This window comes from Methylobacterium sp. AC315, from assembly GCF_979253755.1.
Window position 1 is genome coordinate 140,431 of the sequence record NZ_CEEDEA010000009.1, and the last position, 24,598, is coordinate 165,028.

A 24,598-nucleotide genomic window follows, 5' to 3' on the forward strand; every position below is an offset into this window, starting at 1 on the left:
GATTGGCGCCTTACTCGGCCGCGTCGAGGCGCGGGCGCTCGATGTGGCTCCGCTCGGTCTTGACCAGCTCGGCCGTGCGGAACGCCACCTCCAGCGCCTGCTCGGCGTTGAGGCGCGGGTCACAGTAGGTGTGGTAGCGGTCCTGCAGGTCGTCGGCCGTGAGCGCCCGGGCGCCGCCGGTGCACTCGGTCACGTCCTTGCCGGTCATCTCGAGGTGGATGCCGCCCGCGAACGTGCCCTCGGCCCGGTGGACGCCGAAGAAGCCCTCGATCTCCTGCATCACCCGGTCGAACGGCCGGGTCTTGTAGCGGCCCGCCGCGACGGTGTTGCCGTGCATCGGGTCGCAGATCCAGACCACCGATCGCCCTTCCCGCTCGACCGCCCGGATCAGGCCCGGCAGGTGGTCGCCGACCTTGTCGGCGCCGAACCGGCAGATCAGGCTGAGCCGGCCGGGCTCGTTCTCCGGGTTCAACTGATCGACCAGCCGGATCAGGCCGTCCGCCTGCATGGACGGACCGCATTTCAGGCCGATCGGGTTCTTGATCCCGCGGGCGTATTCGACATGCGCATGGTCCGGCTGCCGCGTGCGGTCGCCGATCCATAGCATGTGCCCGGAGGTCGCGTACCAATCGCCCGTGGTCGAGTCGACGCGGGTCAGCGCCTCCTCGTAGCCGAGCAGCAGGGCCTCGTGGCTGGTGTAGAAATCGGTGGTCCGCACCTCAGGGTGGGTTTCCGGGTTGATGCCGATCGCCCGCATGAAGTCGAGCGCGTCGGTCATGCGGCCGGCGACATCCTGGTAGCGCGAGGATTGCGGCGAATCCTTCACGAAGCCCAGCATCCAGCGGTGCGCGTTCTCCAGGTTGGCGTAGCCGCCGGTGGCGAAGGCGCGCAGCAGGTTCAGGGTCGCGGCCGATTGCCGGTAGGCCTCGACCTGACGGCGTGGATCCGGCGTGCGGGCTTCCTCCGTGAAGCCGATGCCGTTGACGATGTCGCCCCGGTAGCTCGGCAGGCTCACGCCATCGAGGGTCTCGGTGGGTGACGAGCGCGGCTTGGCGAACTGGCCGGCGATGCGCCCGACCTTCACCACGGGCGAGCCGCCCGCGAAGGTGAGCACCATCGCCATCTGCAGGAACACCCGGAAGAAGTCGCGGATGTTGTCGGCCGAATGCTCGTCGAAGCTCTCGGCGCAGTCGCCGCCCTGCAGCAGAAAGGCTTCGCCCGCCGCGACGCGTCCGAGCGCCGTCTTCAGCTTGCGTGCCTCACCGGCAAAAACCAGCGGGGGAAAGCTCGCGATCTGGGCTTCGACCGCCTGCAGCGCCGCCGAATCCGGATAGGCGGGGACCTGCTGGATCGGCAGGTTCCGCCAGTTCTTCGGTGTCCAACGCTCGGCCATGACCTCTCTCCGCGCACGTTCGTCGTGCGATCGCGCATGACGCGCGAAGCGCGGCTTATAGAGAGGTTCCCCAGCGCATGCGAGGGGCGGATTCCTGAGGGCTGGCAGGAGCCTGAAGCAGAGTTGGGGCCGGGTTTGCCTGCGGGAGATGGTTTGGACGCCAAACCGAGCGCGTGAGGAACATGCCCCCTGCAGGTTTGAAGGTTCACCGAGGCGCGAACATTATTCCCGTCATCCCGCGGTCGCGAAGCGGAACCCGGGATCCATAATCACCGCCGCCTCAAGCCCTTGCGTCCTCGGCGTCTCTGGATCCCAGGCACGCCTCAGGCGCCCCGGAATGGCGGCGGGAATTCTCCCGCGGCGTGAGCAAGCCGCATTCACGGATGCCTCAAGGCGCCTGTGTGGAGTCCCCGCTCGCTCAGGCTTCGCCGTCCTCGACCTCGATCCCGTGCTCGGCCAGAATCCAGAAGATCGCTTCCAGATCCTCCGCGGAGACGTCGCGCGGCGGAAGCGCCTCCTCGAGGTCGTCGTAGGTCAGGCAGCGGCTGCGCTGGGTCTCGGCCTTCGCGAGCAGCCGGTCGATCGCCCGGCGGATGTCGGCGGGCAGCGCGTCGTGGCTCGGCACCCGATAGCTGAAGGCCGGCCGGAGGGCATCGGCCAGGAGGCCGTCTATGATCGCCTGACGGCGCGCGTACGCGTCGTCCTCGCGATTGCCCTTGCCTGCGCCTTGCTTACCCATCCCCCTGATATGGCTCGGCCGCGCACCGCGTCGAGACCCCGCGACGCGGGGAACTTACCCGACGCCGACCGGATGCTTGGTCACCTCCGGCACCCGCATGGTGACGAGTTCTTCGGCGGCGGTGGGGTGGACCGCGATCGTCCGGTCGAAATCCGCCTTGGTGGCGCCCATGGTGACGGCGATGCCGACGGCTTGGATCACCTCGCCGGCATCGTGGCCGAAGATGTGGACGCCCACCACCCGGTCGCTGGCGCAATCGACCAGCACCTTCATGAGGATCCGCTCCTCACGGCCCGAGAGCGTCGCTTTCATGGGTCGGAAGCGCGCCTTGTAGACGTCGATCTTGCCGTAGATTTCCCGGGCGGCAGCCTCGGTATGGCCGACGATGCCGATCTCCGGCGTCGAGAACACCGCGGTCGGGATCAGCCGGTGGTCGACGCAGGACGGCCTGCCCCCGTAGACCGTGTCGGCGAATGCGTGGCCCTCGCGGATCGCCACCGGGGTCAGGTTGGCGCGGTTGGTGACGTCGCCGACCGCGTAGATCGACGGGACCGTGGTCTGGGAATAGGCGTCCACCGGGATCGCCCCGGCGGCGTCGGTCTCGATCCCGACCTTCTCCAGACCGAGCCCGGCGACGTTCGGGCGCCGCCCGGTGGCCACCAGGACCTGATCGACCAGGATCTCGGAGCCGTCGTCGAGCTGCGCGCACAGACCGGCTTCGCGCCGGTCGATCCGGATCAGCGTACGGCCGAGCCGCAGATCCATGCGCTGGCGATAGGCCTCGGCGAGGGCATCGCGGACCTCGTCGTCGAAGCCGCGCAGCAGCCGGTCGCCCCGGTGGAGCAGGGTCGTGCGGCTGCCGAGCGCCGCGAACACGCCGGCGAATTCCACCGCGATGTAGCCGCCGCCGATCACCAGGATTCGCTCGGGCAGGCCCTCGAGTTCGAACACCTCGTTCGAGGTGATCGCGAACTCGATCCCCGGCACCGCGGGCTCCTTCACCGGATGCGCGCCGACCGCGACCAGGATCCGCGCCGCCCGCACCGTCCGGTCCGAGCCGAGCAGGCGGATCGTGTGCGGATCCTCGATCACCGCGCGCTCGGGCAGGATCTCGACGCCGGCGCGCATCAGGTTGGTGTCGTAGATCCCTTCGAGCCGGGTGACCTCCGCGTCGCGGCGCCGCTTGAGGACGCTCCAGTCGAAACGCGGCTTATCGACCGTCCACCCGAAGCCCGCGGCATCCTCGAATTCGTCGGCGAAGCGGCCGGCATAGACCATGAGCTTCTTCGGCACGCAGCCGCGGATCACGCAGGTGCCGCCGACCCGGTACTCCTCGGCCAGCATGACCTTGGCGCCGTAGCCGGCCGCGATCCGGGCGGCCCGGACGCCTCCGGAGCCGCCGCCGATGACGAAGAGGTCGACGTCGAAAGCGCTCATGCGGGGCCGTCCATCTCGCGTCTCGTATCCGTGCGGGACGTCGCCGCCTCACGCATCCAAATGGCTTCGCGCATCCACGTGATGGCAGCGCCGAGCCCGGCCGTCCACCACGCCGCCCAGCCATTGTGCTCGACGAACGCGATGGCGGCCGCGCCGGCGACGAGACCCAGTGCCGCGGCGCGGTCGGGCTGCCGCATCCCGGCGACGCGGCCGAGCATCAGCATCAGGACCAGCGCGCCGAGGAGCGCACCGGGCAATCCCAGTTCGGCCCAGACCTGCAGGAAGCTGTTATGCGGGTGGCCGACCCCGAGGAGGACCCGCATCTCGGGCGCGACCACCCTGGCCGCGGGAGCCTCGGCGAATCGCGCGCTGGTCCCGAACCCGGCCCCGCGCCACGGATCGGCCGCCACGGCCGCGCCGAAACTGCGCGCGATGGCGACCCGCGCCCGCGAGGAGGATTGCACCAGACGCTCATGCGCGGCGTCCGGCATGATCCGGGCGAGCAGGTCGCCCTCGACAGGGGCGAGTGCCACGGCGAGGCCGAGGCCAACGCCGGCAAGCGCGATCCCGACCCGCGTCGGGAGCAGCCGGGCCAGGCCGAACAGCCCGGCCCCGGCCAGGAGCCCCAGCTGGGCGGCGCCGCTGATCGAGCGCAGAATGCCGAGAGCCGCGAAGACCAGGCTGGCCGCCGCGAGGCCCCGGGACCAGGCGCGCCACAGCACCAGCGCGACGGGACCGGCGACGAGGTCCAGCGTCAAAGCCGGGCGATTGTGCACGAAGGCGGCGACCCGGCGTCCGAGCGCCCGTTCGAGGGCGAGGTCCGCGGCGAGGTCGACCGCGATGACGAGGCCCGCCAGAGCGGTCGCGGCCGCGGCGAGGCGGGGCGCGAAGGCCGGGATCCGCCCGGGGGCGAGGCAGGCGAGCAGGTAGGCGGCGGCCAGGGTCGGCAGGAATTCGCCGAGCACCCGCAGCGACGAGCCAGGGAACGGCGCCCAGGCGAAGGAGACGAGGCACCAGGCCAGGAAGGCGAGCGCCGCGATGCCGAGTGGCGTGCCCAGCGGAGCCAGCAGCCGGGGCACGAGGGTACGGCGATCCTCGAAGAAGCGTCCGACGAGGAAGGCGAGCGCGGCGAGGGCGATGACCGCCGGGCTCGACCTGTTGGCGAGCACCATGGCAAGCGGCAGGACGGCAAGCAGGATCGCACCCGCCGTGTAGAGGCGGCTGGCGAGCTTCTCGGAGGCCCTGTGGGCGTTAGACGGCGCTCGCATGACGTTCAGGGGCAACGGATCTCCAAACGACCCCCTCATCCCGAGGTGGGAGCACAGCGAGCTTCGAAGGAGTCCTCCAGACGGCCGTGCGATCTTTGGACGGCTTCAGACGGGCCTCCGCTGCGCTCCGTCGCCTTGGGATGAGCGCGTGGGTGGGACAGTCGGGGATGCAGCCGATCTCGCGACCGCCCGCGCTCCCTTCACTGCATCTGATGGCCGCGCTTGCCCATCTCGGCCCGAACCCGGACCATGACGTATTCGGACACTTCCTGCGTCCAGTCCTGCATCTCCTGCACCATCTCGTCGAGGAGCTGCGGCTGGGCCTCGACGTAGTGCTTGCCGGCCGGCGAGCGGAAGAAGGTCGCGATCTCCTTCAACTCGGGCTCCGGGAACTTCGCCGCGTAGGTGCGGGCGGCGATGTCGATCATGCGCTGCTTCTGCAGCTCCATCTCGGGCTGGAGGGCGGTCAGCACCTCGTCGAGATCCTTGGCGAGTTCCGGCCGGGTCACCGTCTGCTTGCGGATTTGGTCGGCGAAGGCCGGCAGGACCGAATCGAACGAGCGGGCGATGCCGGAGCTGAGCATTACCTCGCGGGCAAGAGCGAGGTGGCTCGCCGTGAAATTCGGCGTCGCGGCGGCCGGCGTGTTCGGCTGCGCCGCGGGCTTGCCCGGGGCCGGCTTGTTGGCTTGGGCCGAAGCCGCATGCGGGAGAATTGTGGCCGCGGCGAGCGCGAGGCCGAGCGCGGCGGTGAGGCGTCGGGACATGCTGAATGTTCCTGCGAAAGGGTTTGGCGCTTCAGACCAAGCTGCCGAGAATGGTGACCTCGGCCCGCCCACCGCGGTCCGCCGCCAGGATCGCGGCGTCGGCGATGCCGAGGAACAGGCCGTGCTCGACGACGCCCGGCACCGACCAGAGGGCGGCTCCGAGCGCGTCCGGATCGGGGATCGCGCCGAGATGGGCGTCGAGGATGTGGTGGCCGCCATCGGTGAGAAGCGGCTTGCCGGCCGGATCGCGGCGCAACCGCACCGGGCCGGAGCAGCCGACCTTGGCGACAGCCGCCTCGACCGCGCGGTGCGTGGCGGTAAGGCCGAACAGGTTCACCTCGATCGGCAGCGAGAAGGCGCCGAGCCGGGCGACATGCTTGGCCGCATCGGCGATCACAACCATGCGGCGGCTGGCGCAGGCGACGATCTTCTCCCGCAACAGCGCGGCGCCGCCGCCCTTGATCAGGCGCAGCTGGTCGTCCACCTCGTCGGCGCCGTCGATGGTCAGGTCGAGCTCGGGCTGTTCGTCCAGGGTAGCGAGGCGGATGCCGAGGGTTTCGGCCTGCACCCGCGTCGCCTCTGAGGTGGGCACGCCGACGATGTCGAGCCCGTCGCGGACGCGGTCGCCGAGCAGGGCCACGAAGGCCGCCGCGGTCGAGCCGGTGCCGAGGCCCAGCCGCATGCCAGGCTCGACCAGGTCGAGGGCGCGCGCCGCCGCCGCCCGGCGCAGGTCCGGTCCGCTCACCGCAGGGACGCCCGGTGAGCGGGGTGGATCGAGATGTCGCGCATGCGGGGCAGCCGGGCTTCCTGGGTCGGTCGCGCGGCCCCTAGCATGCCGCAGGGCGGACCGGAACGGCTCCGCGGGGCCGCTGGCTTCAAAAGCGGCCGCCCTGTGCCGGCGTGGCGCTGGCCCCGGCCCTGCCGGGCGCGGGTCCGGTCAGCGGCGCATCGGAGGCGCCCTCGGCGCCGGGCTTGGCCTGCTGAGTGCAGACCACCTGCTCCTTCTTCACCAGCACGAAGCAGATACTCATTTCGCCGGTCCGGTAGTTGACCCGGAACACGCCGGCCTCGCGTGTGTGGCGGCTTGCGACCAGCCCGTATTCCGACGGCGCCTGAGCCCCGGCGCCCTCCCCGGGGCCGAAGCACACGGTCTGGCCGATGCCGCCGGCCGATTCCTGAAGCCCGTACTGGCACGAGGTCACCTCGCCGGTAACCTTGTCGACCCGGTACATCCGGTTCAGGTCGGTCTGCGGCGCGGGCACGAACTCGAACGAGGTCGCGGCGGCCGGCGCGCTGGCGAGCGCAAGGCAGGTGGCAAGCAAGAGCAGAGACGGTTTCATCACGGGATCCGGGAACTGACGCCCCTCGCCTTTCGCTGGGCTTTCGGGCGAGTGTGGGGCGCCGCGCCGCCTTGCACCCGCCTCCGGCCGGCTTTAGCGAGGCCGTAGCCCAGCAGGAGCCCGTCCCGATGCCGCCCGAATCGACCGCCCGTCCGCCGATTGCCGTGTTCGACCTGGACGGGACCCTGGCCGAGACCGCGGGCGACCTCATCGGCACGCTCAACGTGCTGATGAAGCGCGAAGGCCTGGCCGAGCTGCCCCTGTCCCAGGCCCGCGGCCTGATCGGGGCCGGCGCCAAGGCGCTGATCCGGCGGGGCTTCGAGGCGGAGGGCCGCGCGCTCTCGCCGGAGGACCACGAGCGGCTGTTCAAGGCCTTCATCGCCCATTACGGCGAGCACCTCGCCGACACGTCGCACCTCTATCCCGGTGTGGCGGAGGCGCTGGACACGCTGGAGGCGGCGGGCTTCCGGCTGGCGGTCTGCACCAACAAGTTCGAGGGCCAGTCGGTGGAGCTGCTGCGCCTGCTCGGGATCGGCCATCGCTTCGCGGCGATCTGCGGGCGCGACACCTTCCCGGCCTACAAGCCCGATCCGAGCCACCTCACCGGCACGATCGAACGCGCTGGGGGCGACCCGGCCCAGGCCGTGATGGTCGGCGACTCGCGCACCGACATCGACACCGCCAAGGCTGCCGGCATCCCGGTGGTGGCGGTGACGTTCGGCTACACCGACGTGCCGGTGGCCGAGCTCGGGCCCGACCGGGTGATCGAGCATTTCTCGGATCTGGCCGAGGCGGTCCGCGCCCTGGTGCCGGTGGGCGCGGCCTGATCGTTCAGCGCAGCCAGGTCCGCAGCCGCACCACCGCCTCCCGGCACTCGGCCTCGGAGCCGGCGAACGAGAACCGGACGTGGTGGTGGCCGAGATCCGGATCGAAATCGAGCCCCGGGGTCGCGGCGACGTTGGCCTCGTCGAGCATGCGCCTGCAGAAATCGGTGGCGTCGTTGGTGAGGTTCGCCACGTCCGCGTAAAGGTAGAAGGCGCCGTCGGCCGGGTGAACGCGCCCGAGGCCGAGGCCGGGCAGCGCGTCGAGCAGGATCGCCCGGTTGCGGGCATAGCCGTCGCGGACGGCGTCGAGTTCTTCCGTGGCGTCCAGCGCGGCGAGCGCGCCGATCTGCGAAAGGTAGGGCGCCGAGATGTAGAGGTTCTGCGCCAGCCGCTCGATCGGGCGGACCAGAACCTCCGGCACCACCATCCAGCCGACCCGCCAGCCGGTCATGCAGTGGTATTTCGAGAACGAGTTGATCACCACCGCGTCGGGGTCGAACCGCAGGGCAGTCACGGTCGGAACGCCGTAGCTGAGGCCGTGATAGATCTCGTCCGAGATCAGCGGCAGGTTCAAGTCGCGGGTGGCCGTGCAGAGGTCCCGCAACGCGTCCTCCGTGATCACCGTGCCGGAGGGGTTGGCCGGGCTCATCACCAGGGCGCCGGCCACCGGTGCGCGCGCATGGGCCTCGCGCAGGAGCGCGGCCGTGGGAGCGAAACGGTCCTCGACGCGCAGCACCATCGGGGCCGGCACGAGATCGAGGGAGGCCAGGATGCTGCGGTAGGCCGGATAGCCGGGCTGCGGCACCGCCACCCGGGCGCCGGCATCGAACAGGCTCATGAAGGCCAGCACGAAGCCTGCCGAGGAGCCGGTGGTGATCACCACCCGCTCCGGGCTCACCGCGACGCGATGGCGCTCGGCATAATCCCGGGCGATCCGCTCGCGCAGAGCCGGCAGGCCGAGCGCCTCGGTATAGGGGACGCGACCGGTGGCGAGCGCCGCCTGCGCCGCCGCGATCACCGCCCGCGGGGCCGGCGCAGAGGGCTGGCCGACCTCCATGCGCACCACGTCGTCGCCGCGCCGGGCCTTGGCGGCGGCCGCGGCCATGACGTCCATGGCGAGGAACGGCTGGACGGCGGCGGCCCGTCGGGAGATCGGGATCATGCTTTCCTGACGGGGCGCGAGGGCGGAGGCGGTGCAGTGCTCGGGGTTAGCCCCTGACGGCCCAGCCCTCAACCGGTGTCAGTGCGGCGCGAAGCCGGCAGCCATGTTGACCACCAGAGCCAGGATGCCGGTGTTGAAGAGGTAGGCGCCCACCGTCTGCACCGTCGCGATCCTGCGCATCCTCTTGCTGGTGAGGTTGGTGTCGGAGGTGGCGGCCGCTGCCCCGATGGTCACGGTGAAGTACAGAAAATCCCAGAAATCCGGTTCGGTCTCGCCGTGGAAATCCAGGCCTCCGCGCTCGGCGCCCGCCTCGTCCTCGGCGCCGTAATAGACGTGGGCGTAGTGCACCGTGAAGATCATCTGCACGAACACCCAGGTGCAGAGCAGGCTCGTTCCGGCGAGCGCCAGGGCGTAGCGCGCGCCGGGCCCAGCGATGCGGCCGCCGACGACCAGCACCGCCACCGAGCCGAGGCTCGCGGCCGCCGCCAACAGGGCGAAGACCGTGATCACCCTGGCGCTGTCGTCGAGCCGGGCGGCCTCGCGCCGCATGGCGTCCCGGGTCTGGCCGGTGGCTCGCCGTATGACGAGGCCGGCATGGACGATCACGCCGGCGCACCAGCCGACGAGCAGCCGCATCCCCGGGTCGAGGCCGGGCACCAGCAGGGTGGCGGCGACCGCCACCAGGATCGCGCAGAGCAGGTGCGGGCGTAGCCAGAAGGCGCGGAACAGCTTGGGCATGACGAACCGGATGACGCGCGGCGGGCGGGATCTCCCGGCCGGGATCGCGATTTGACCCGGCGCCGCGAAAACGCCTAACCCACCCTTTACCGCTTGCGCCACGCGCGGGCCGGCTTGCCGCGCAAGCGAGGATCCATGCTCTTCAACCGCTCCCTGCCCGCGCTGGCCCTGGCGCTCGGTCTCGCCGCCGTCCCGGCTTCGGCGCAGGACGCTACGCAGTCCGCCGCTCCGGCCGCCGCTGCCGTGGGCTCCCCGTTCACGGACGCGCAGCGGGCCGGCATCGAAGCGATCGTCAAGGACTACCTGATCAAGCACCCCGAAGTGCTGCAGGAGGCCCTGGCCGAGGCCGAGAAGCAGCAGGCGGAGACGCAGCGCCTCGCTCAGACGGCGGCCCTCAAGGAGGCCCGCGAGGCCCTGATCAACGGCCCGCACGATGTCGTCGCCGGCAACCCCGCGGGCGACGTCACACTGGTCGAGTTCTTCGACTACAATTGCGGTTATTGCCGCAAGGCGCTGATCGACGTGCAGACCCTGATCAAGACGGACCCGAAGCTGCGGGTGGTGATCAAGGACTTCCCGGTGCTCGGTCCGGAATCCCTCGAGGCGAGCCAGGTCGCGGTCGCGGTGCGCCAGCAGCTGAAGGGCGACAAGCTGTTCGAATTCCACCAGAAACTGTTGGAGACCAAGGGCCGCGTGAACGGTGCCCGGGCGATCCAGGTCGCCAAGGACCTCGGCGCCGACACGGTCAAGCTGCAGAAGGACATGGCCTCCCCCGAGGTGAAGGCCGCGCTCAGCGAGAACCGCGGCCTGGGTGACCGGCTCGGCCTGTCCGGGACGCCGGCTTTCATCATCGGCGACGAGGTGATTCCAGGCGCCGTCGGCGTCGATCCGATCCGGAAGACGATCGCGGATGTCCGCCAATGTGGCCACGCCTCTTGCTGAGGCGTCCCACCGGAGCTTTCCACCGGCGGATGGCGAAGGGCGCGGCCTTGTCCCCCCCGGCCGCCTTCGTCTAGACCATCATCGCGAAGGGCGGTTGCCGCCTTTCGGAAAAAGATGATGCAAAACCAAAGTTCTAGCGCTTCGTGCCGGTTCCGATCCCCGGAACGATGCGCTAAGAGCCGCCAGCCATGAGGCTGTGATCGAGTGCCAGCGCGCATGCCGGATGAACCGACCGCCGCGGCGCGATACGAAGAAGGCCGGATGCCCAAGAACGATCCCATCGATTCCGAGCTCGTCCGCGAACTCGCCAACCTCGTCACCGAGACCGGCCTGTCCGAGATCGAGGTCGAGAAGGGAGACCTGCGGATCCGCGTCGTGCGGCGGCTCGAGCCCGTCAACGTCCAGGTAGCGGCTCCCGCACCGGTCGCCGCCGCCGCACCGCCCGTGGCGCCGCCGACGGGGGCCCTGGCTCCGGCGGAGCCGGCCCGGGCGCATCCCGGTTCGGTACCGTCGCCGATGGTCGGGACCGCCTACCTGCGCCCCTCCCCGGAGGCCAAGGCGTTCATCGATATCGGCTCCAAGGTCGAGGTCGGCGACAAGCTGCTCCTCATCGAGGCGATGAAGACCTTCAACGAGATCGTGGCGCCCCGTGCCGGCACGGTGACGGCGATTTTCGTCGAGGACGGCCAGCCGGTCGAGTTCGGCGAGGCCCTCCTGGTCATCGCCTGAGCGACGCGCGGGGCGGCCTGTTCGCTTCGCCGGTCCGTCCGCCTGCTACGAGCAGGCGGCGATGACTTCCGTGTAGGCGGTTCGAGCGTCTTCCGCCGCATCGACCGCCACGTCAGGCCTGGAAAACGGCGCGCAACAAGAGGATAGATCATCCTGCGCGGTCCCGTCGGATCGCCTGGACGCTCTAAGGGTTCGATGTTCGACAAGATCCTGATCGCGAACCGCGGCGAGATCGCCCTGCGCATCCTGCGGGCGGCGAAGGAACTCGGGATCGCCACCGTGGCGGTCCATTCCACCGCCGACGCGGACGCCATGCATGTCCGTCTGGCCGATGAGAGCGTCTGCATCGGGCCGCCCGCCGCCCGGGACAGCTACCTCAACATCCCGTCGATCATCGCGGCCTGCGAGATAACCGGGGCGGACGCGGTGCACCCGGGCTACGGTTTCCTGTCCGAGAACGCCCGGTTCGCCGAGGTTCTGGCGCATCACCAGATCGGCTTCATCGGCCCCAAGGCGCAGCACATCCGCACCATGGGCGACAAGATCGAGGCCAAGCGTACGGCCGTGAAGCTCGGCATCCCGTGCGTGCCGGGCTCTGAGGGCGGCGTCGAGGATATCGACGACGCCAAGCGGGTCGCCGCCAAGATCGGCTACCCCGTCCTGGTCAAGGCGGCGGCCGGCGGCGGCGGTCGCGGCATGAAAGTCGCCCGCACCGAGTCCGAGCTGGAGCAGGCGATCGGCATGGCCCGCTCCGAGGCCAAGGCCGCATTCGGCGACGATGCGGTCTACCTGGAGAAGTATCTGGAAAAGCCCCGGCACATCGAGGTGCAGGTGCTCGGCGACGGCCGGGGCGGCGCGGTCCATCTGGCCGAACGCGATTGCTCGCTGCAGCGCCGGCACCAGAAGGTCTGGGAGGAAGGCGGCTCTCCCGCGCTCAACGAATCGATGCGCGCCGAGATCGGCGGCATCTGCGCCAACGCCATGAAGGAGCTGGGCTATCTCGGTGCCGGCACGGTCGAGTTCCTCTACGAGGACGGGCGGTTCTACTTCATCGAAATGAACACCCGCATCCAGGTCGAGCATCCGGTCACCGAGATGATCACCGGGATCGACCTGGTGATCGAACAGATCCAGGTCGCCTCGGGGGGCTCGCTCTCGGTGTCGCAATCCGACATCAAGGTCGAGGGTCACGCCATCGAGTGCCGGATCAACGCCGAGCACCCGGAGACCTTCCGGCCCTCCCCCGGCCAGATCACCCATTACCACACCCCCGGCGGCCTCGGGGTCCGGGTCGATTCCGCGGCGTTCCAGGGCTACCGGATCCCGCCGCATTACGACTCGCTGATTGGCAAGCTGATCGTGCACGGGCGCACCCGCAACGAGTGCCTGATGCGCCTGCGCCGGGCGCTGGACGAGTTCGTGATCGACGGTATCGACACCACCCTGCCGCTGTTCCGCACCCTGGTGCGTAACCCGGACGTCCAGAACGGCCTCTACGACATCCACTGGCTCGAGCATTTCCTCGAAGACGGCGGGATGAAGGTCTGAGCCCGGCCGGGATCGCACCGCCGGCTTGCGGCGATCAGGTCCGATGCCGGCTCTGGCATTTGGATCGGCGCCGCGCGACACTCGTCCCATGCACGATCCGACCCGCGTGGACATCACCCCCGAGATCCTGCTGAAGGCCTACGCGGCGGGCATCTTTCCGATGGCGGAGGATGCGACCGACCCGACCCTCTACTGGGTCGAGCCGCGGGCGCGCGGGGTGCTGCCGCTCGACGGGTTCAGGGTGTCCCGGCGCCTAGCCCGGACCGTGCGGTCCGACCAGTTCGAGGTCCGGTGCGACACGGATTTCGACGGGGTGATCGGTGGCTGCGCCGCGCCCCGCCGAGACAGCGAGAAGACCTGGATCAACGGGCGGATCCGTGAGCTCTACGGCGCGCTGTTCGACCTCGGGCATGTCCATACCGTCGAGGTCTACGCCGGCGCGGACGGGCGCCTGGTGGGCGGCCTCTACGGCGTCTCGCTGGGGGCGGCCTTCTTCGGCGAGAGCATGTTTCACGAGGTGCGCGACGCCTCGAAGGTCGCCCTTGTCCACCTGATGGCCCGACTGCGCGCCGGAGGCTACCGCCTCGCCGACACCCAGTTCGTGACCGATCACCTCACGCAGTTCGGTGCCGAGGAGTTGCCGCGGCACATCTACAAGCGGCGGCTCGCCATTGCCCTCGACGCGGACGCCGACTGGAACGTATGGCCCTGCGACGGGACTGTCCCTGGCGCGCGGGTGCTGGATGCGCTCGGCGTCGGCGCGGGCGACTGAGCTTCAGCGGAACAGCGCGTCGAACAGGTTTTGCGGCTGCGGCGGGGGCGGCGGGGCCGGAGCCGGTCCCTCGTTCGACGGGAAGAACTTTCGCGAGGGTTTCTGGCGCGGCTGCACCGGCACGCCGCGCGGCGCCTCGACATCGACTTGGCCGGCGGCGTTCAGCTGCTGGGCAGTCTTGGTCGAATCCCGGCCCGCGCGCTTCGTCCGCTCCGGCTTGGCCGCCACCGCCGGCACGTCCTCCTGCTCCTTCGCCTCGGCGATCACGTCGCTGCCGCCTTTGCAGTCGACCAGCCAGACATCGTAGATCGGGTGCTCGATGGCGTGCAGGCCGGGGCTCGACGCGAACATCCACCCGGTGAAGATGCGCCGGTACTTGTTGTCGAGGGTGACCTCATCGACTTCGAGGAACGCGGTGGTCTTGGCGCTCTCGGTGGGCGGACGCGTGTAGCAGACCCGCGGGGTCATCTGCAGCGACCCGAACTGCACGGTCTCGTCCACCGCGACCTCGAAGGACACGATGCGGCCCGTGATCTTGTCGAGGCCGGAGAAGACCGCGGTCGGATTCTTGATCTTGTCGGCCGCGGCAGGGCTGGCCCCGAGGGCCAATGCCAGACCGAGGGCCAGGACGGGGCGTGCGAGGGCTTTGGTGCGGCTCAAGGCTCGGACCCCTAATGCATCGTCCCGAAACGGGGTGGCCGACTCTCGGAAGACGACGATGCGGAACAAGGACCCCAGGGCCGCAGCCCGGATCCGGGACGAGGCTCTAGAGGAAGGCCGGTCGCGCCCTCACGGGCGCGGCGGTCGGATCGGGTGGCCTTGCGATGAACACCGGAACGGTGGCGGTAAAAGGGCGCCGCAGCCGCAAGCCTCCTGATCCGGCGTGCAAGCCTACTCGCCGGGCGTCCAGGACACGTAATCGCCGGTCGCGGCCGGACGGGAGCCCCAGGAAAGCTGCGAGCCCTGCGGCCGGTAGGCGTTCGGCGTGCCGGTCTGATTCTCGACATGTGGCTGCTGCCAGGCGCGCGGCGTATAGGCCTCCTCGCTCGGGGCGAGATCGACGTTGTGGCAGAGCCAGCCGCGCCAGCCGGGCGGCACCTTCGACGCGTCAGCGTAGCCGTTATAGACCACCCAGCGCCGCTCCGAGCCGACCGAGCGGTCGATCAGCGCGCCTTCGGCCTTGTAGTACTTGTTTCCGAAATCATCCTCGCCGACGAAGATGCCGGTGCGGGCGGTCTGGAGCGCGAGCGAGACGGTCTGGCCGTTCCACCACGTGAAGACGCGCAGCAAAATGTCCTTCAGCGCCATCGCCGGTCCCGGTAGCAAGCCGCGCCGCAGAGGCGCTTCTGGCGCCGTTATGGTGAGCGCGCGCGCCCGAGTCCAGCCATGGGGCCCAACTGTCGCTGCGCCGCAACGCCCACCCCGGACCTCAGTCGGCTATTTACGACCCGCGATAAAGTGCCTCTACTTCAGGGTGTGGATCGAAAATTTTTCCGCTCCGAATCCGGAATGCCAGAAGGGCACTTATCCAGGGCGCTGCGGATATCCACAGGTTTATACAAGCCGGCACAACATCTAGCGGGGAACCGCGCCGGCGCACACTACTTGTTGACGTGAGAGCGATGGCGGCGGTATTGTCCCTTCATCGGTCGCGCCGCCCCCCGTGGTGCGTTTCGGCAGGTTCGACCGCCCTAAAATCATCTTCGCTGAGTCGCCTCGCTTCCGGTTTCCGGGTGCGAGCGAACGCGACCCCCTTATTGGGAATCGACCCCGCGCCCAGCGGGGCCGGGACATCCGTGTCCCGACGGGAGAGGTGTGTCTTATGCGGTTCGAGCGTCGCTACACCACGGCCGGACAGTCGCCCTATACCGGTATTCCGTTCCGCAAGGCCCTGAGCGAAATTCGCAACCCCGATGGCTCGGTGGTGTTCCGCCTCGACGGCATCGACGTTCCGGAGAGCTGGAGCCAGGTCGCGAGCGACGTGCTGGCCCAGAAGTACTTCCGCAAGGCCGGCGTTCCGGCGCGCCTCAGGAAGATCGAGGAAAACGACGTCCCCTCCTTCCTGTGGCGCTCGGTCGCCGACGAGGCCGCCCTGGCCGAGCTCCCCGAGGAGGAGCGGATCGGCTCCGAATCCTCGGCCACGCAGGTGTTCGACCGCCTCGCCGGCTGCTGGACCTACTGGGGCTGGAAGGGCCGCTATTTCTCCTCTGAGGAGGATGCCGCGGCGTTCTTCGACGAGCTGCGTTTCATGCTGGCCAAGCAGATGGTGGCGCCGAACTCGCCGCAGTGGTTCAACACCGGCCTGCACTGGGCCTATGGGATCGACGGCCCGAGCCAGGGCCATTTCTACTGCGACTACCGCACCGGTGAGCTGACCCGCTCGGCGTCGAGCTACGAGCACCCGCAACCGCATGCCTGCTTCATCCAGGGCGTGCAGGACGACCTCGTCAACGACGGTGGCATCATGGACCTGTGGGTCCGTGAGGCACGCCTGTTCAAGTACGGCTCCGGCACCGGCTCGAACTTCTCCGCGCTCCGCGGCGAGAACGAAAAGCTCGGTGGCGGCGGCAAGTCCTCCGGCCTGATGAGCTTCCTCAAGATCGGCGACCGGGCCGCCGGCGCGATCAAGTCGGGCGGCACCACGCGCCGCGCGGCCAAGATGGTGATCGTCGACATCGACCACCCGGATATCGAGGCCTTCATCGACTGGAAGGTGAAGGAGGAGCAGAAGGTCGCCGCCCTGGTGACCGGCTCGAAGGTCGTCTCCAAGCATCTCGGCCTGGTGATGAAGGCCTGCACCCAGTGCGAGGCCGAAGGGGATGCCTGCTTCGATCCGGAGCGCAACCCGGCCCTGAAGCGCGAGATCAAGGCCGCCCGCAAGGCTTCCGTGCCGGACGCCTACATCAAGCGCGTCGTCCAGTTCGCTCGCCAGGGCTTCACCAAGATCGATTTCCCCGTCTACGACACCGATTGGGATTCCGAGGCCTACCTCACGGTCGCCGGCCAGAACTCCAACAACTCCGTCTCGCTGACGGACGATTTCCTGCGGGCGGTCGATGCGAACGCCGACTGGGAACTGACTCAGCGCACCACCGGCAAGGTCGCGAAGACCATCCCGGCCCGCGAGTTGTGGGAAAAGATCGGCGAGGCGGCGTGGGCCTCGGCGGATCCGGGCCTGCACTTCAACACCACGATGAACGACTGGCACACCTGCCCGCAGGGCGGCCGGATCCGGGCCTCGAACCCGTGCTCGGAGTACATGTTCCTGGACGATACCGCCTGCAACCTGGCCTCGGCCAACCTGCTGACGATGTACGACCGGCAGGCCAAGCGCTTCGATGTCGAGGCGTTCGAGCACCTGAACCGCCTCTGGACGGTGGTGCTCGAGATCTCCGTGATGATGGCGCAGTTCCCGTCGAAGGAGATTGCGGAGCTGTCGTTCCGGTACCGGACGCTCGGCCTCGGCTACGCCAACATCGGCGGCCTGCTGATGACCATGGGCCTCCCCTACGACTCCCATGAGGGCCGCGCCCTGGCCGGTGCGCTGACAGCCATCATGACCGGCGTGGCCTATGCCACGTCTGCCGAGATGGCGGCCGAGCTGGGCCCGTTTCAGGCCTACGACGACAACGCCGACGCGATGCTGAAGGTGATCCGCAACCACCGCCGCGCCGCCCACGGCGAGGCGGAGGGCTACGAGTTCCTGAGCATCGCGCCGGTGCCGCTGGACCACGCCAACATCCCGCAGGACAACCTCGGCGCCCATGCCCGCGCGGCTTGGGACCGGGCGCTCCAGCTTGGCGAAACCCACGGCTACCGCAACGCCCAGACGACCGTCATCGCGCCAACGGGCACGATCGGCCTCGTGATGGATTGCGACACCACCGGCATCGAGCCCGATTTCGCCCTGGTTAAGTTCAAGAAACTCGCCGGCGGCGGTTACTTCAAGATCATCAACCAGGCAGCGCCGGATGCGCTGCGGGCGCTGGGCTACCGCGAATCCGAGATCGCCGAGATCGAGGCCTACGCAGTGGGCCACGGCTCCATGGGCCAGGCCCCCGCGATCAACCCGACGACCCTCCGGGCCAAGGGCTTCACCGACGACAAGATCTCCGCGATCGAGAAGGGCCTGAAGTCGGCCTTCGACATCAAGTTCGTATTCAACCGCTGGACGCTGGGCGACGAGTTCCTGATCCAGACCCTCAAGGTCCCGGCCGAGAAGCTCTCGGACCCGACCTTCGAACTGCTGCCGTTCCTCGGCTTCACCAAGAAGGACATCGAAGTCGCCAACACCCATATCTGTGGGGCGATGACGCTCGAAGGGGCGCCGGGCCTCAAGCGTGAGCACTACCCGGTGTTCGACTGCGCCAACCCGTGCGGCCGCATCGGCAAGCGCTACCTGTCCGTGGAGAGCCACATCCGCATGATGGCGGCGGCCCAGCCGTTCATCTCGGGGGCGATCTCCAAGACGATCAACATGCCCAACGACGCCACGGTCGAGGATTGCAAGGCGGCCTACCGCCTGTCGTGGACCCTGGCGCTGAAGGCGAACGCCCTCTACCGCGACGGCTCGAAGCTGTCGCAGCCGCTCAACGCCGCCCTCATCGTCGACGAGGACGACGAGGAGGATGACGCCCTGGAGACGCTGATCCAGGCCCCCGCCGCCTCCAAGGCCGCTCAGATCGCCGAGAAGATCGTCGAGCGGGTGATCGAGCGGGTCGAGCACATCCGGTCCCGCGAGAAGCTGCCGGCCCGGCGCAAGGGCTACACGCAGAAGGCGGTTGTCGGCGGGCACAAGGTCTACTTGCGCACCGGCGAGTACGACGATGGCCGCCTCGGCGAGATCTTCATCGACATGCACAAGGAGGGCGCGACCTTCCGGAGCCTGATGAACAACTTCGCCATCGCGATCTCGCTCGGGCTCCAGTACGGCGTGCCGCTGGAGGAGTATGTCGAAGCGTTCACCTTCACCCGGTTCGAGCCGGCCGGCTTCGTTCAGGGCAACGACGCGATCAAGAACGCGACCTCGCTCCTCGACTACGTGTTCCGCGAGCTGGCCGTGTCCTATCTCGGTCGCGCCGACCTCGCCCATGTCAGCCCAGCCGAGATCGGCGGCACGGTGCTCGGCGGCGGCGAGGCCGGCGACACCACGCGCGACGGGTCCAAGCCTGCACCGGCCTCCTCGGTCGTCTCGCGCGGCCTGCTGCGCGGCTCGGCCGACCGCCTCACCCTGATCCAGGGCGGACCGGCTGGCGGCACGGTCGGCGTCGGTGCCGGAAGCACCGGCCAGACCTCTCCGGCCGGCGGGACCGTCCATGCGATCCATGGCACCTCGGCACTCAAATCCGAGCCGGCGGTGGCCCGGCAGACCGAGACGATCGCCGACACGCTCCCCTTCACCAAAGTGGAACGCACCGTCGCCGACCGGCGGGCCGAGGCGAAGATGAAGGGCTACGTCGGCGAGGCATGCCCGGAATGCGCCAACTTCACGCTGGTCCGCAACGGCACCTGCCTGAAGTGCGACACCTGCGGGTCAACGACCGGTTGCTCGTAAGCGCCGCGGTTGGATTGCCGCGAACTGGCGATTTCCATCGCTGATATCCGACGGGTGATAGGCGGCGGCGAAGCTTAGATTGGCCCGGTGTTCGAAAGCGTGACGGATCTAACCATCCGGGTGGCTGAACTGTTAGCCACCCGGATCGTTTCTGCGGAAAAGTGCGCGTTCGGTCGTGCGGAGTGCTTCGTCGCCCTGGCTCAAACCTCAGCCTGTCCCGCCGTGGCCTTTCGGTCGTAGCAAGCGGTAATGCAGGTTCTGACGCGCGCGGGCCGCGGATCGGCCGTTGTCCGTGCCACCACCAGGACTGGCGGGGAGGCGATCAACCGATTCCAATCGCTCCGATTCACCCTCAGAGGTGAACGACCAAGCGTGTTCTGCGCGATCTTTACGAGCTTAAGACGTGCCTGACCCGCATGCGCATGCGCGCCCCCGTCGGTCCCATCGATTGGCGCCGGACGCTGGAACGGGTCGGTCGCTCTCAGTTGAGGCCGAGCTGCGACTTGCTCGTGAGCCGACCATTGCGGAAGGACAGGTTCAGGTTGGCGCCGGTGCGGCCGGTTCCGCGCCAGGAATACGTCGCCCGCTGAACGGTGCCGATCTCCATGTGGGTCACTCGACGGCCCGGGCAGCCGAGGATCTTCACCGCCTGATCGTAGTGCGTCCCCTGCTTCAGCGACGCGTAGGCGTCGCGGGTGACCCGGCACTCGGCCGTGCGCGCAGTCGCGGGCAGGCTGCCAACGATCAATAGTAGGCCTGCGAGGGCCAAGTGAAGCTTTGACATGCAGAACTCGTCCCGTGACGACAGAATCTCGACGTGGCGCGAAAATGGACCGCGTGGCCAGCTAGGCTTACCCGGGCTCGCCTGAGGCGGGCGCGTCCCCGTGTCCGGGCTTCCGGTCGGGTTCGACATCCCCCGCCGACTGGGCGACGACTTTCAGGTTCTGCCGCATCTCCTGCAGGTGATCGACGACCACCTGGTCGCCATCCGCAAGCCCGTCCAGGATCGCCGTGTTCTCGCCGTAGGTGTCTCCCGTCGTCACGGGCTTCTGCTGAATCTTACCGCCCGCGTCGACCGTGTAGACGATCTGTTGGGCCAGCTGCGAGTCGAGGGCGGCGGTCGGCACCAGCAGCCTTTCCTTCGTGCCCGTCCGGATACTGGCGCGGACGAACTGGCCCGGCAGGAAGCGCTCGTCGTCGTTCGGCATCAGAGCCCGGACGAGGCGGCGCGCCGTCCGGGGATCGAACCGGTTGTCGAGCTGGTAGATCTTGGCCTCGCGCACCGGCTTCCCGTCCTCGCCGAGGACCGACACGGTGACGCCCCCATCCCGCATCGCCGCCCGGACCGCTTCTGAATCCTCCGAGGACAGGGCCATCTGGATGTCGATGGGATCGAGCTGGACCACGGAGACCAACTGGGTCTGGTTCTCGATGACGAGATCGCCCGGGTTGATGGTGGACAGGCTGGCGCGCCCGTCGAAGGGGGCGTTCACGACCGCGTAATCCAGATTGAGGTTCTGCCGGGCGATGGCGGCCTCCGCCCCTTGGACCTGTGCGACCGCCGAGGTCCGGTTCGCCTGGAGCTGCTGAAACCGCTGCTCGGTGGCGTAGCCCTTGTCCGCGAGCGTCTCAGTGCGGTCCACCTCCGCCTGGGCGAAGGTGAGCTGGGCCTGGGCCTGGGCCTGCTGCGACTTGGCGGTCTGCAGCGCCACCTCGAAGGGCCTCGGATCAATATGGAAGAGCACCTGCCCTTTCTTGACGTGGCCCCCCGGCTCGAACGGGCGCTCCGTCACGTTGCCGGTCACCCGCGCCTGCAACGTGGCATCCTGCTGGGAAATGATCGTTCCGGTGTACGTGAAGGCGATCGGGACCTTCACCTTGCGCACGGTGATGACCCGGACGTCCAGCGGCGGCTCGGCCGGTTCGGTCGCCGTGTCGCCGCCGGTGAACGGGAGCGCCGCGACCATCCGCTCCGGCGTGGGACGCCCTGCCGCGTACCAGCCCCCTGCGCCCGCCAGGACGATCAGCCCCGCCCCCACACCAACCTTGACTGCTGTCCGCACCACTGACGCTCCCAAGACCCGAGGCTCGGCCCTCCGCGATAGCGAGCGCCCGGCGGCAGAGGAACACGCTCATCGGCCAGACGTTGCAACGCGGCCTCCACGTCGGCGGCGCACGACCGGAAGTCACGATCCCGCATGTTCGCCCGCTTCGTCGATCGGCCGGTCCTGGCCGGCGTCATCTCCGTACTGATCACGCTGATCGGCGCGGTTGCCGGCCTGACCTTGCCGATCGCTCAGTTTCCCGAGATCGCCCCACCGATCATCAACATCCAGGCGACCTATCCGGGGGCCAGCGCCCAGCAGGCCTACGAGGCCATCGCGATCCCATTGGAGCAGGAGATCAACGGCGCTCAGAACCTGCTCTACATCAACTCGACCAGCAACACCGACGGCAGCGTCAGCATGGACGCGACCTTCGAGGTCGGCTCGGACCTCGATGCCGCGGCCGCCGAAGTGCTGACCCGCGCCAACCGGGCGGAGGCCAAGCTTCCGCCCTCGGTCAACGCCCAGGGTTTGGAGATCACGAAGAGCTCACGCCAGCGGCTCGGCAACATCGTCCTCTACGCTGAGGACGGGGCGCCCTACGACGAGCTGTTCCTGGCCAACTGGGCCGAGACGCAGGTGATCAAGCCGCTGCGCCGGGTCCAGGGTATGGGCCGCATCGTCAACTTTTCCAACAAGCGCTACGCCATGCGGATCTGGCTCGATCCGTTGAAGATGGAGGCCCTCGGCATCAGCCCGGGCACGGTCACGACCGCCATCACGCAGCAGAACGCGCAGATCACCACGGGCACGCTCGGCAAACCGCCGGTCGATCAGGCGACCGCCTTCGAGCTGCAACTCGTGACCCAGGGGCGCCTGCGAAAGCCCGAGGAATTCGGCAACATCCTTCTGCGTGCGAACCCGGACGGCTCCGTGGTCCGCATCCGCGACGTGGCACGGGTCGAGCTCGGCTCCGAACAATACGGCGTCCGCTCGAGCTTCGACGGGGCAGCCTCGGCCACGCTCGGGCTCTATCAGAATCCGGACGCCAACGCGGTTCAGGTGATGGACGGCGCCCGTGCCACGATGGTGGACCTCGCCAAGCGCTTCCCGCCGGGCCTCAAATACAAGATCGCACTCGACCGTACGGAATTCGTCAAGGAGGCGATCTTCGAGGTCGTGCGTACCCTGTTCGAGGCGCTCGTCCTGGTGGTGATCGTCACCTACCTGTTCCTCCAGAACTGGCGGGCGACCCTGATCCCGGCCATCGCGGTGCCGGTGGCGCTGGTCGGGACCTTCGGGCCGATGGCCCTGCTCGGCTTCTCGTTCAACACGTTGAGCCTGCTCGGCATGGTGCTGGCCGTGGGTCTCGTGGTCGACGATGCGATCATCGTGGTCGAGAACACCGAGCGCCTGATGGACGAGGGCATGGCCCCCCCAGCCGCTTCGCGGGAGGCCGTGACCGAGGTTGCCGGCCCCGTCATCGCCACCACCCTGGTCCTGGCCGCCCTGTTCGTACCGGTGGCCTTCATCCCCGGCCTCACCGGCAAGCTGTACAACCAGTTCGCGCTGACCATCGCCATCTCGGTGATGATCTCGGCGGTGGTTTCGCTGACTCTGACCCCGGCCTTGTGTGGGCTGATCCTCAAGCACCGTGAGGCGGACGCCAAGGATGAGAGCCGCTGGCGGGCATCCCTGCGCTGGTTCAACGCCGGTCTGGAGGGCGCGAGCCGCCGCCTCGTGGCTGCGATCGGCTGGCTGACCGGCCACATCGCCCTCGTCGCCATCGTGTTCGTGCTCTTCGCCGCCGTGACCGTGTGGATGACGATGCAGCGGCCCTCCGGCTTCGTGCCGGACGAGGACCAGGGCTACTTCTTCGCCGACGTGGTCCTGCCGAAGGGCGCCTCCGTGGCCCGCACCGATAAGATGGTCGACCGTGTCGGCGAGGCCCTGCGCGAGATCCCGAGCGTGGAGCACACGATCGGGGTGACCGGCCGCAGCATCCTCGCGGACGCGATCGCGCCGTTCTACGGGTTCCAGATCCCGACGCTGAAGCCCTGGGGCGAGCGCGACCAGAGCGTCACCGATGTCATCGCCACGGTGCAGAAGCGCTTCAAGCACGACCCCGATGGCCAGATCCGGGTGGTGAACCCCTCACCCCTCCCCGGGCTCGGCTCGCGCAGCGGCCTTACGCTGGAACTGCAGGACCGCAGCGGTTCCGGTGGGCTCAAGCTCGCGGAGGCTGCACAACGCTTCATCGCTGAGATGGAGAAGCTGCCCTCGGTCGGCCGTGCGATCCCCACGACCAGCTACGGCGTCCCGCAGATGCGCCTGGAGATCGACCGGGCCAAGGCCGAGCAGCTCGGTGTGCCGCTCCAGAACCTGTTCGACGCGCTGGGGACCTATGTCGGCTCGAGCTTCGTCAACCTCTTCAACCGGTTCGGCTACGTCTATCAGGTCTACGTGCAGAGCGAGGCCTCGGGACGTAGGACGATCGAGGATGTCGAGGCGCTCACCGTGCTCAACAATCGCGGCGAGCCTGTCCGCGTCGGTTCGCTGATCCAGACGCACTTCGTCACCGGCCCGACCGCTGTCCTGTCCTACAACACCTATCCCACCATCGAGATCGCCGTGGACACCGCGGCCAACGCCAGTTCAGGCACCGCCATCGCGGCGATCGAAGCCCTGGCCGATTCCAAGCTGCCGTCCACCTACGCGGTGGAATGGACCGACGTCGCCTACCAGGAGAAGATCGCCGGCGGCTACGCGCCTCTGATCTTCGGCCTCGGCACGCTGATGATCTTCCTGCTGCTGGCCGGGCAGTACGAGTCCCTGCGCCTGCCCTTCGTGATCCTGCTTGGCACGCCGATCGCGATCTTCGGCGCGGTGGGCTTCCTGGCCATCCGGGGGCTCGCCCTCGACATCTTCGGGCAGGTCGGTCTCCTGCTCCTGGTCGGGCTGGCGGCCAAGAACTCGATCCTGCTCGTGGCGTTCGCGGAGGATCTGCGCAAGCAGGGCGAGGACGTGCTCAAGGCCGCCCAGGATGCGGCGCGCCTGCGCATGCGCCCGATCCTGATGACCTCGTTCGCGTTCATCATGGGCTCGGTGCCGCTTGCCATCGCCAGCGGCGCCGGGGCCAACGCCCGGGTCTCGATGGGCACCGTGGTGATCGGCGGCCTCCTGGTGGCGACCTTCATCACCCTGTTCGTGACGCCGACCTTCTACGTCGCCTTCGAGCGGCTCCTGGGTAAGCCTGCCGCTTCCCGGGAGCACGACGACCGCTCCGCACCTCAGCCCGCCGAGTGACCCGGCGGTTCGGACAACCGACGCGGCCGCCTAAGGT

General features: G+C 68.8%; 20 protein-coding genes. 7 read left to right on the forward strand and 13 right to left on the reverse strand.

The features are described from left to right. Nucleotides 1–10 precede the first annotated feature (10 nt). The 7 genes from AC0IY0_RS17020 to AC0IY0_RS17050 all read right to left on the reverse strand — a co-directional run bounded on the left by AC0IY0_RS17020 (nucleotide 11) and on the right by AC0IY0_RS17050 (nucleotide 6,941). Complete coding sequence (locus tag AC0IY0_RS17020; protein ID WP_461230974.1) at nucleotides 11–1,393, reverse strand: class II 3-deoxy-7-phosphoheptulonate synthase; 1,383 nt, start codon at nucleotides 1,391–1,393, stop codon at nucleotides 11–13. 418 nt (nucleotides 1,394–1,811) lie between these two features. Beyond that, entirely contained in the window at nucleotides 1,812–2,132 is a 321-nt protein-coding gene (locus tag AC0IY0_RS17025; RefSeq protein WP_147906134.1) for an RNA polymerase sigma factor region1.1 domain-containing protein, read from the reverse strand. A 54-nt stretch (nucleotides 2,133–2,186) separates the two neighbouring features. Then, entirely contained in the window at nucleotides 2,187–3,569 is a 1,383-nt protein-coding gene (gene gor / locus AC0IY0_RS17030) for a glutathione-disulfide reductase (protein ID WP_419829454.1), read from the reverse strand. Next, complete coding sequence (locus AC0IY0_RS17035) at nucleotides 3,566–4,837, reverse strand: O-antigen ligase family protein (protein ID WP_471764779.1); 1,272 nt, start codon at nucleotides 4,835–4,837, stop codon at nucleotides 3,566–3,568. Before AC0IY0_RS17035 ends, gor begins: the two co-directional genes overlap by 4 nt. A gap of 200 nt (nucleotides 4,838–5,037) precedes the next feature. Beyond that, entirely contained in the window at nucleotides 5,038–5,601 is a 564-nt protein-coding gene (locus AC0IY0_RS17040) for a DUF2059 domain-containing protein (protein WP_147906137.1), read from the reverse strand. A 31-nt stretch (nucleotides 5,602–5,632) separates the two neighbouring features. After that, nucleotides 5,633–6,346 carry a ribose-5-phosphate isomerase RpiA gene (gene rpiA / locus AC0IY0_RS17045; protein ID WP_471764729.1) on the reverse strand — a complete coding sequence of 238 codons (714 nt, stop codon included), beginning with the start codon at nucleotides 6,344–6,346 and terminating at the stop codon, nucleotides 5,633–5,635. Nucleotides 6,347–6,476: 130 nt separating this feature from the next. Then, complete coding sequence (locus tag AC0IY0_RS17050; protein ID WP_147906139.1) at nucleotides 6,477–6,941, reverse strand: hypothetical protein; 465 nt, start codon at nucleotides 6,939–6,941, stop codon at nucleotides 6,477–6,479. A 128-nt stretch (nucleotides 6,942–7,069) separates the two neighbouring features. Between AC0IY0_RS17050 and gph the strand changes: the two genes are divergently transcribed. Further along, entirely contained in the window at nucleotides 7,070–7,768 is a 699-nt protein-coding gene (gph, locus tag AC0IY0_RS17055) for a phosphoglycolate phosphatase (RefSeq protein WP_147906140.1), read from the forward strand. 4 nt (nucleotides 7,769–7,772) lie between these two features. On the opposite strand, the gene AC0IY0_RS17060 is transcribed toward gph, so the two are convergent. Next, entirely contained in the window at nucleotides 7,773–8,927 is a 1,155-nt protein-coding gene (locus AC0IY0_RS17060) for a pyridoxal phosphate-dependent aminotransferase (protein ID WP_147906141.1), read from the reverse strand. Between the two features lie 78 nt (nucleotides 8,928–9,005). Further along, nucleotides 9,006–9,665, reverse strand: a complete 660-nt coding sequence (locus AC0IY0_RS17065) for a DUF1345 domain-containing protein (RefSeq protein ID WP_471764731.1) — start codon at nucleotides 9,663–9,665, stop codon at nucleotides 9,006–9,008. A gap of 135 nt (nucleotides 9,666–9,800) precedes the next feature. On the opposite strand from AC0IY0_RS17065, the gene AC0IY0_RS17070 reads away from it, so the two are divergent. The 4 genes from AC0IY0_RS17070 (at nucleotide 9,801) to aat (ending at nucleotide 13,656) form a co-directional block, all read left to right on the forward strand. Beyond that, on the forward strand, nucleotides 9,801–10,607 hold the full coding sequence (locus AC0IY0_RS17070; protein WP_147937743.1) for a DsbA family protein: 807 nt from the start codon (nucleotides 9,801–9,803) through the stop codon (nucleotides 10,605–10,607). A 261-nt stretch (nucleotides 10,608–10,868) separates the two neighbouring features. Beyond that, nucleotides 10,869–11,336, forward strand: coding sequence for an acetyl-CoA carboxylase biotin carboxyl carrier protein (accB, locus tag AC0IY0_RS17075; RefSeq protein ID WP_147906144.1), 468 nt, complete (start codon nucleotides 10,869–10,871; stop codon nucleotides 11,334–11,336). A gap of 195 nt (nucleotides 11,337–11,531) precedes the next feature. Then, nucleotides 11,532–12,884 carry an acetyl-CoA carboxylase biotin carboxylase subunit gene (accC, locus tag AC0IY0_RS17080; protein WP_471764732.1) on the forward strand — a complete coding sequence of 451 codons (1,353 nt, stop codon included), beginning with the start codon at nucleotides 11,532–11,534 and terminating at the stop codon, nucleotides 12,882–12,884. An 88-nt stretch (nucleotides 12,885–12,972) separates the two neighbouring features. Further along, nucleotides 12,973–13,656, forward strand: a complete 684-nt coding sequence (gene aat / locus AC0IY0_RS17085; RefSeq protein WP_471764734.1) for a leucyl/phenylalanyl-tRNA--protein transferase — start codon at nucleotides 12,973–12,975, stop codon at nucleotides 13,654–13,656. 3 nt (nucleotides 13,657–13,659) lie between these two features. On the opposite strand, the gene AC0IY0_RS17090 is transcribed toward aat, so the two are convergent. Both AC0IY0_RS17090 and AC0IY0_RS17095 read right to left on the reverse strand, forming a co-directional pair. Continuing rightward, nucleotides 13,660–14,316 carry a DUF2155 domain-containing protein gene (locus AC0IY0_RS17090; protein WP_147906147.1) on the reverse strand — a complete coding sequence of 219 codons (657 nt, stop codon included), beginning with the start codon at nucleotides 14,314–14,316 and terminating at the stop codon, nucleotides 13,660–13,662. Between the two features lie 231 nt (nucleotides 14,317–14,547). Next, nucleotides 14,548–14,964 (reverse strand): NADH:ubiquinone oxidoreductase subunit NDUFA12, encoded by a 417-nt coding sequence (locus AC0IY0_RS17095; RefSeq protein ID WP_471764735.1) that lies wholly within the window; start codon nucleotides 14,962–14,964, stop codon nucleotides 14,548–14,550. Between the two features lie 514 nt (nucleotides 14,965–15,478). Between AC0IY0_RS17095 and AC0IY0_RS17100 the strand changes: the two genes are divergently transcribed. Further along, the gene (locus AC0IY0_RS17100) at nucleotides 15,479–19,210 is read left to right on the forward strand and encodes a vitamin B12-dependent ribonucleotide reductase (protein ID WP_471764737.1); all 3,732 of its coding nucleotides are present in this window, start codon (nucleotides 15,479–15,481) and stop codon (nucleotides 19,208–19,210) included. Nucleotides 19,211–19,691: 481 nt separating this feature from the next. Here AC0IY0_RS17100 and AC0IY0_RS17105 read toward each other — a convergent pair whose 3' ends face one another. Further along, a complete protein-coding gene (locus AC0IY0_RS17105; protein WP_471764738.1) occupies nucleotides 19,692–19,994 on the reverse strand; it encodes a DUF3862 domain-containing protein in 303 nt (100 codons plus the stop codon). Between the two features lie 67 nt (nucleotides 19,995–20,061). Continuing rightward, nucleotides 20,062–21,273 carry an efflux RND transporter periplasmic adaptor subunit gene (locus AC0IY0_RS17110; RefSeq protein WP_471764739.1) on the reverse strand — a complete coding sequence of 404 codons (1,212 nt, stop codon included), beginning with the start codon at nucleotides 21,271–21,273 and terminating at the stop codon, nucleotides 20,062–20,064. Nucleotides 21,274–21,408: 135 nt separating this feature from the next. On the opposite strand from AC0IY0_RS17110, the gene AC0IY0_RS17115 reads away from it, so the two are divergent. After that, entirely contained in the window at nucleotides 21,409–24,561 is a 3,153-nt protein-coding gene (locus tag AC0IY0_RS17115; RefSeq protein WP_471764741.1) for an efflux RND transporter permease subunit, read from the forward strand. Nucleotides 24,562–24,598: the final 37 nt, after the last annotated feature.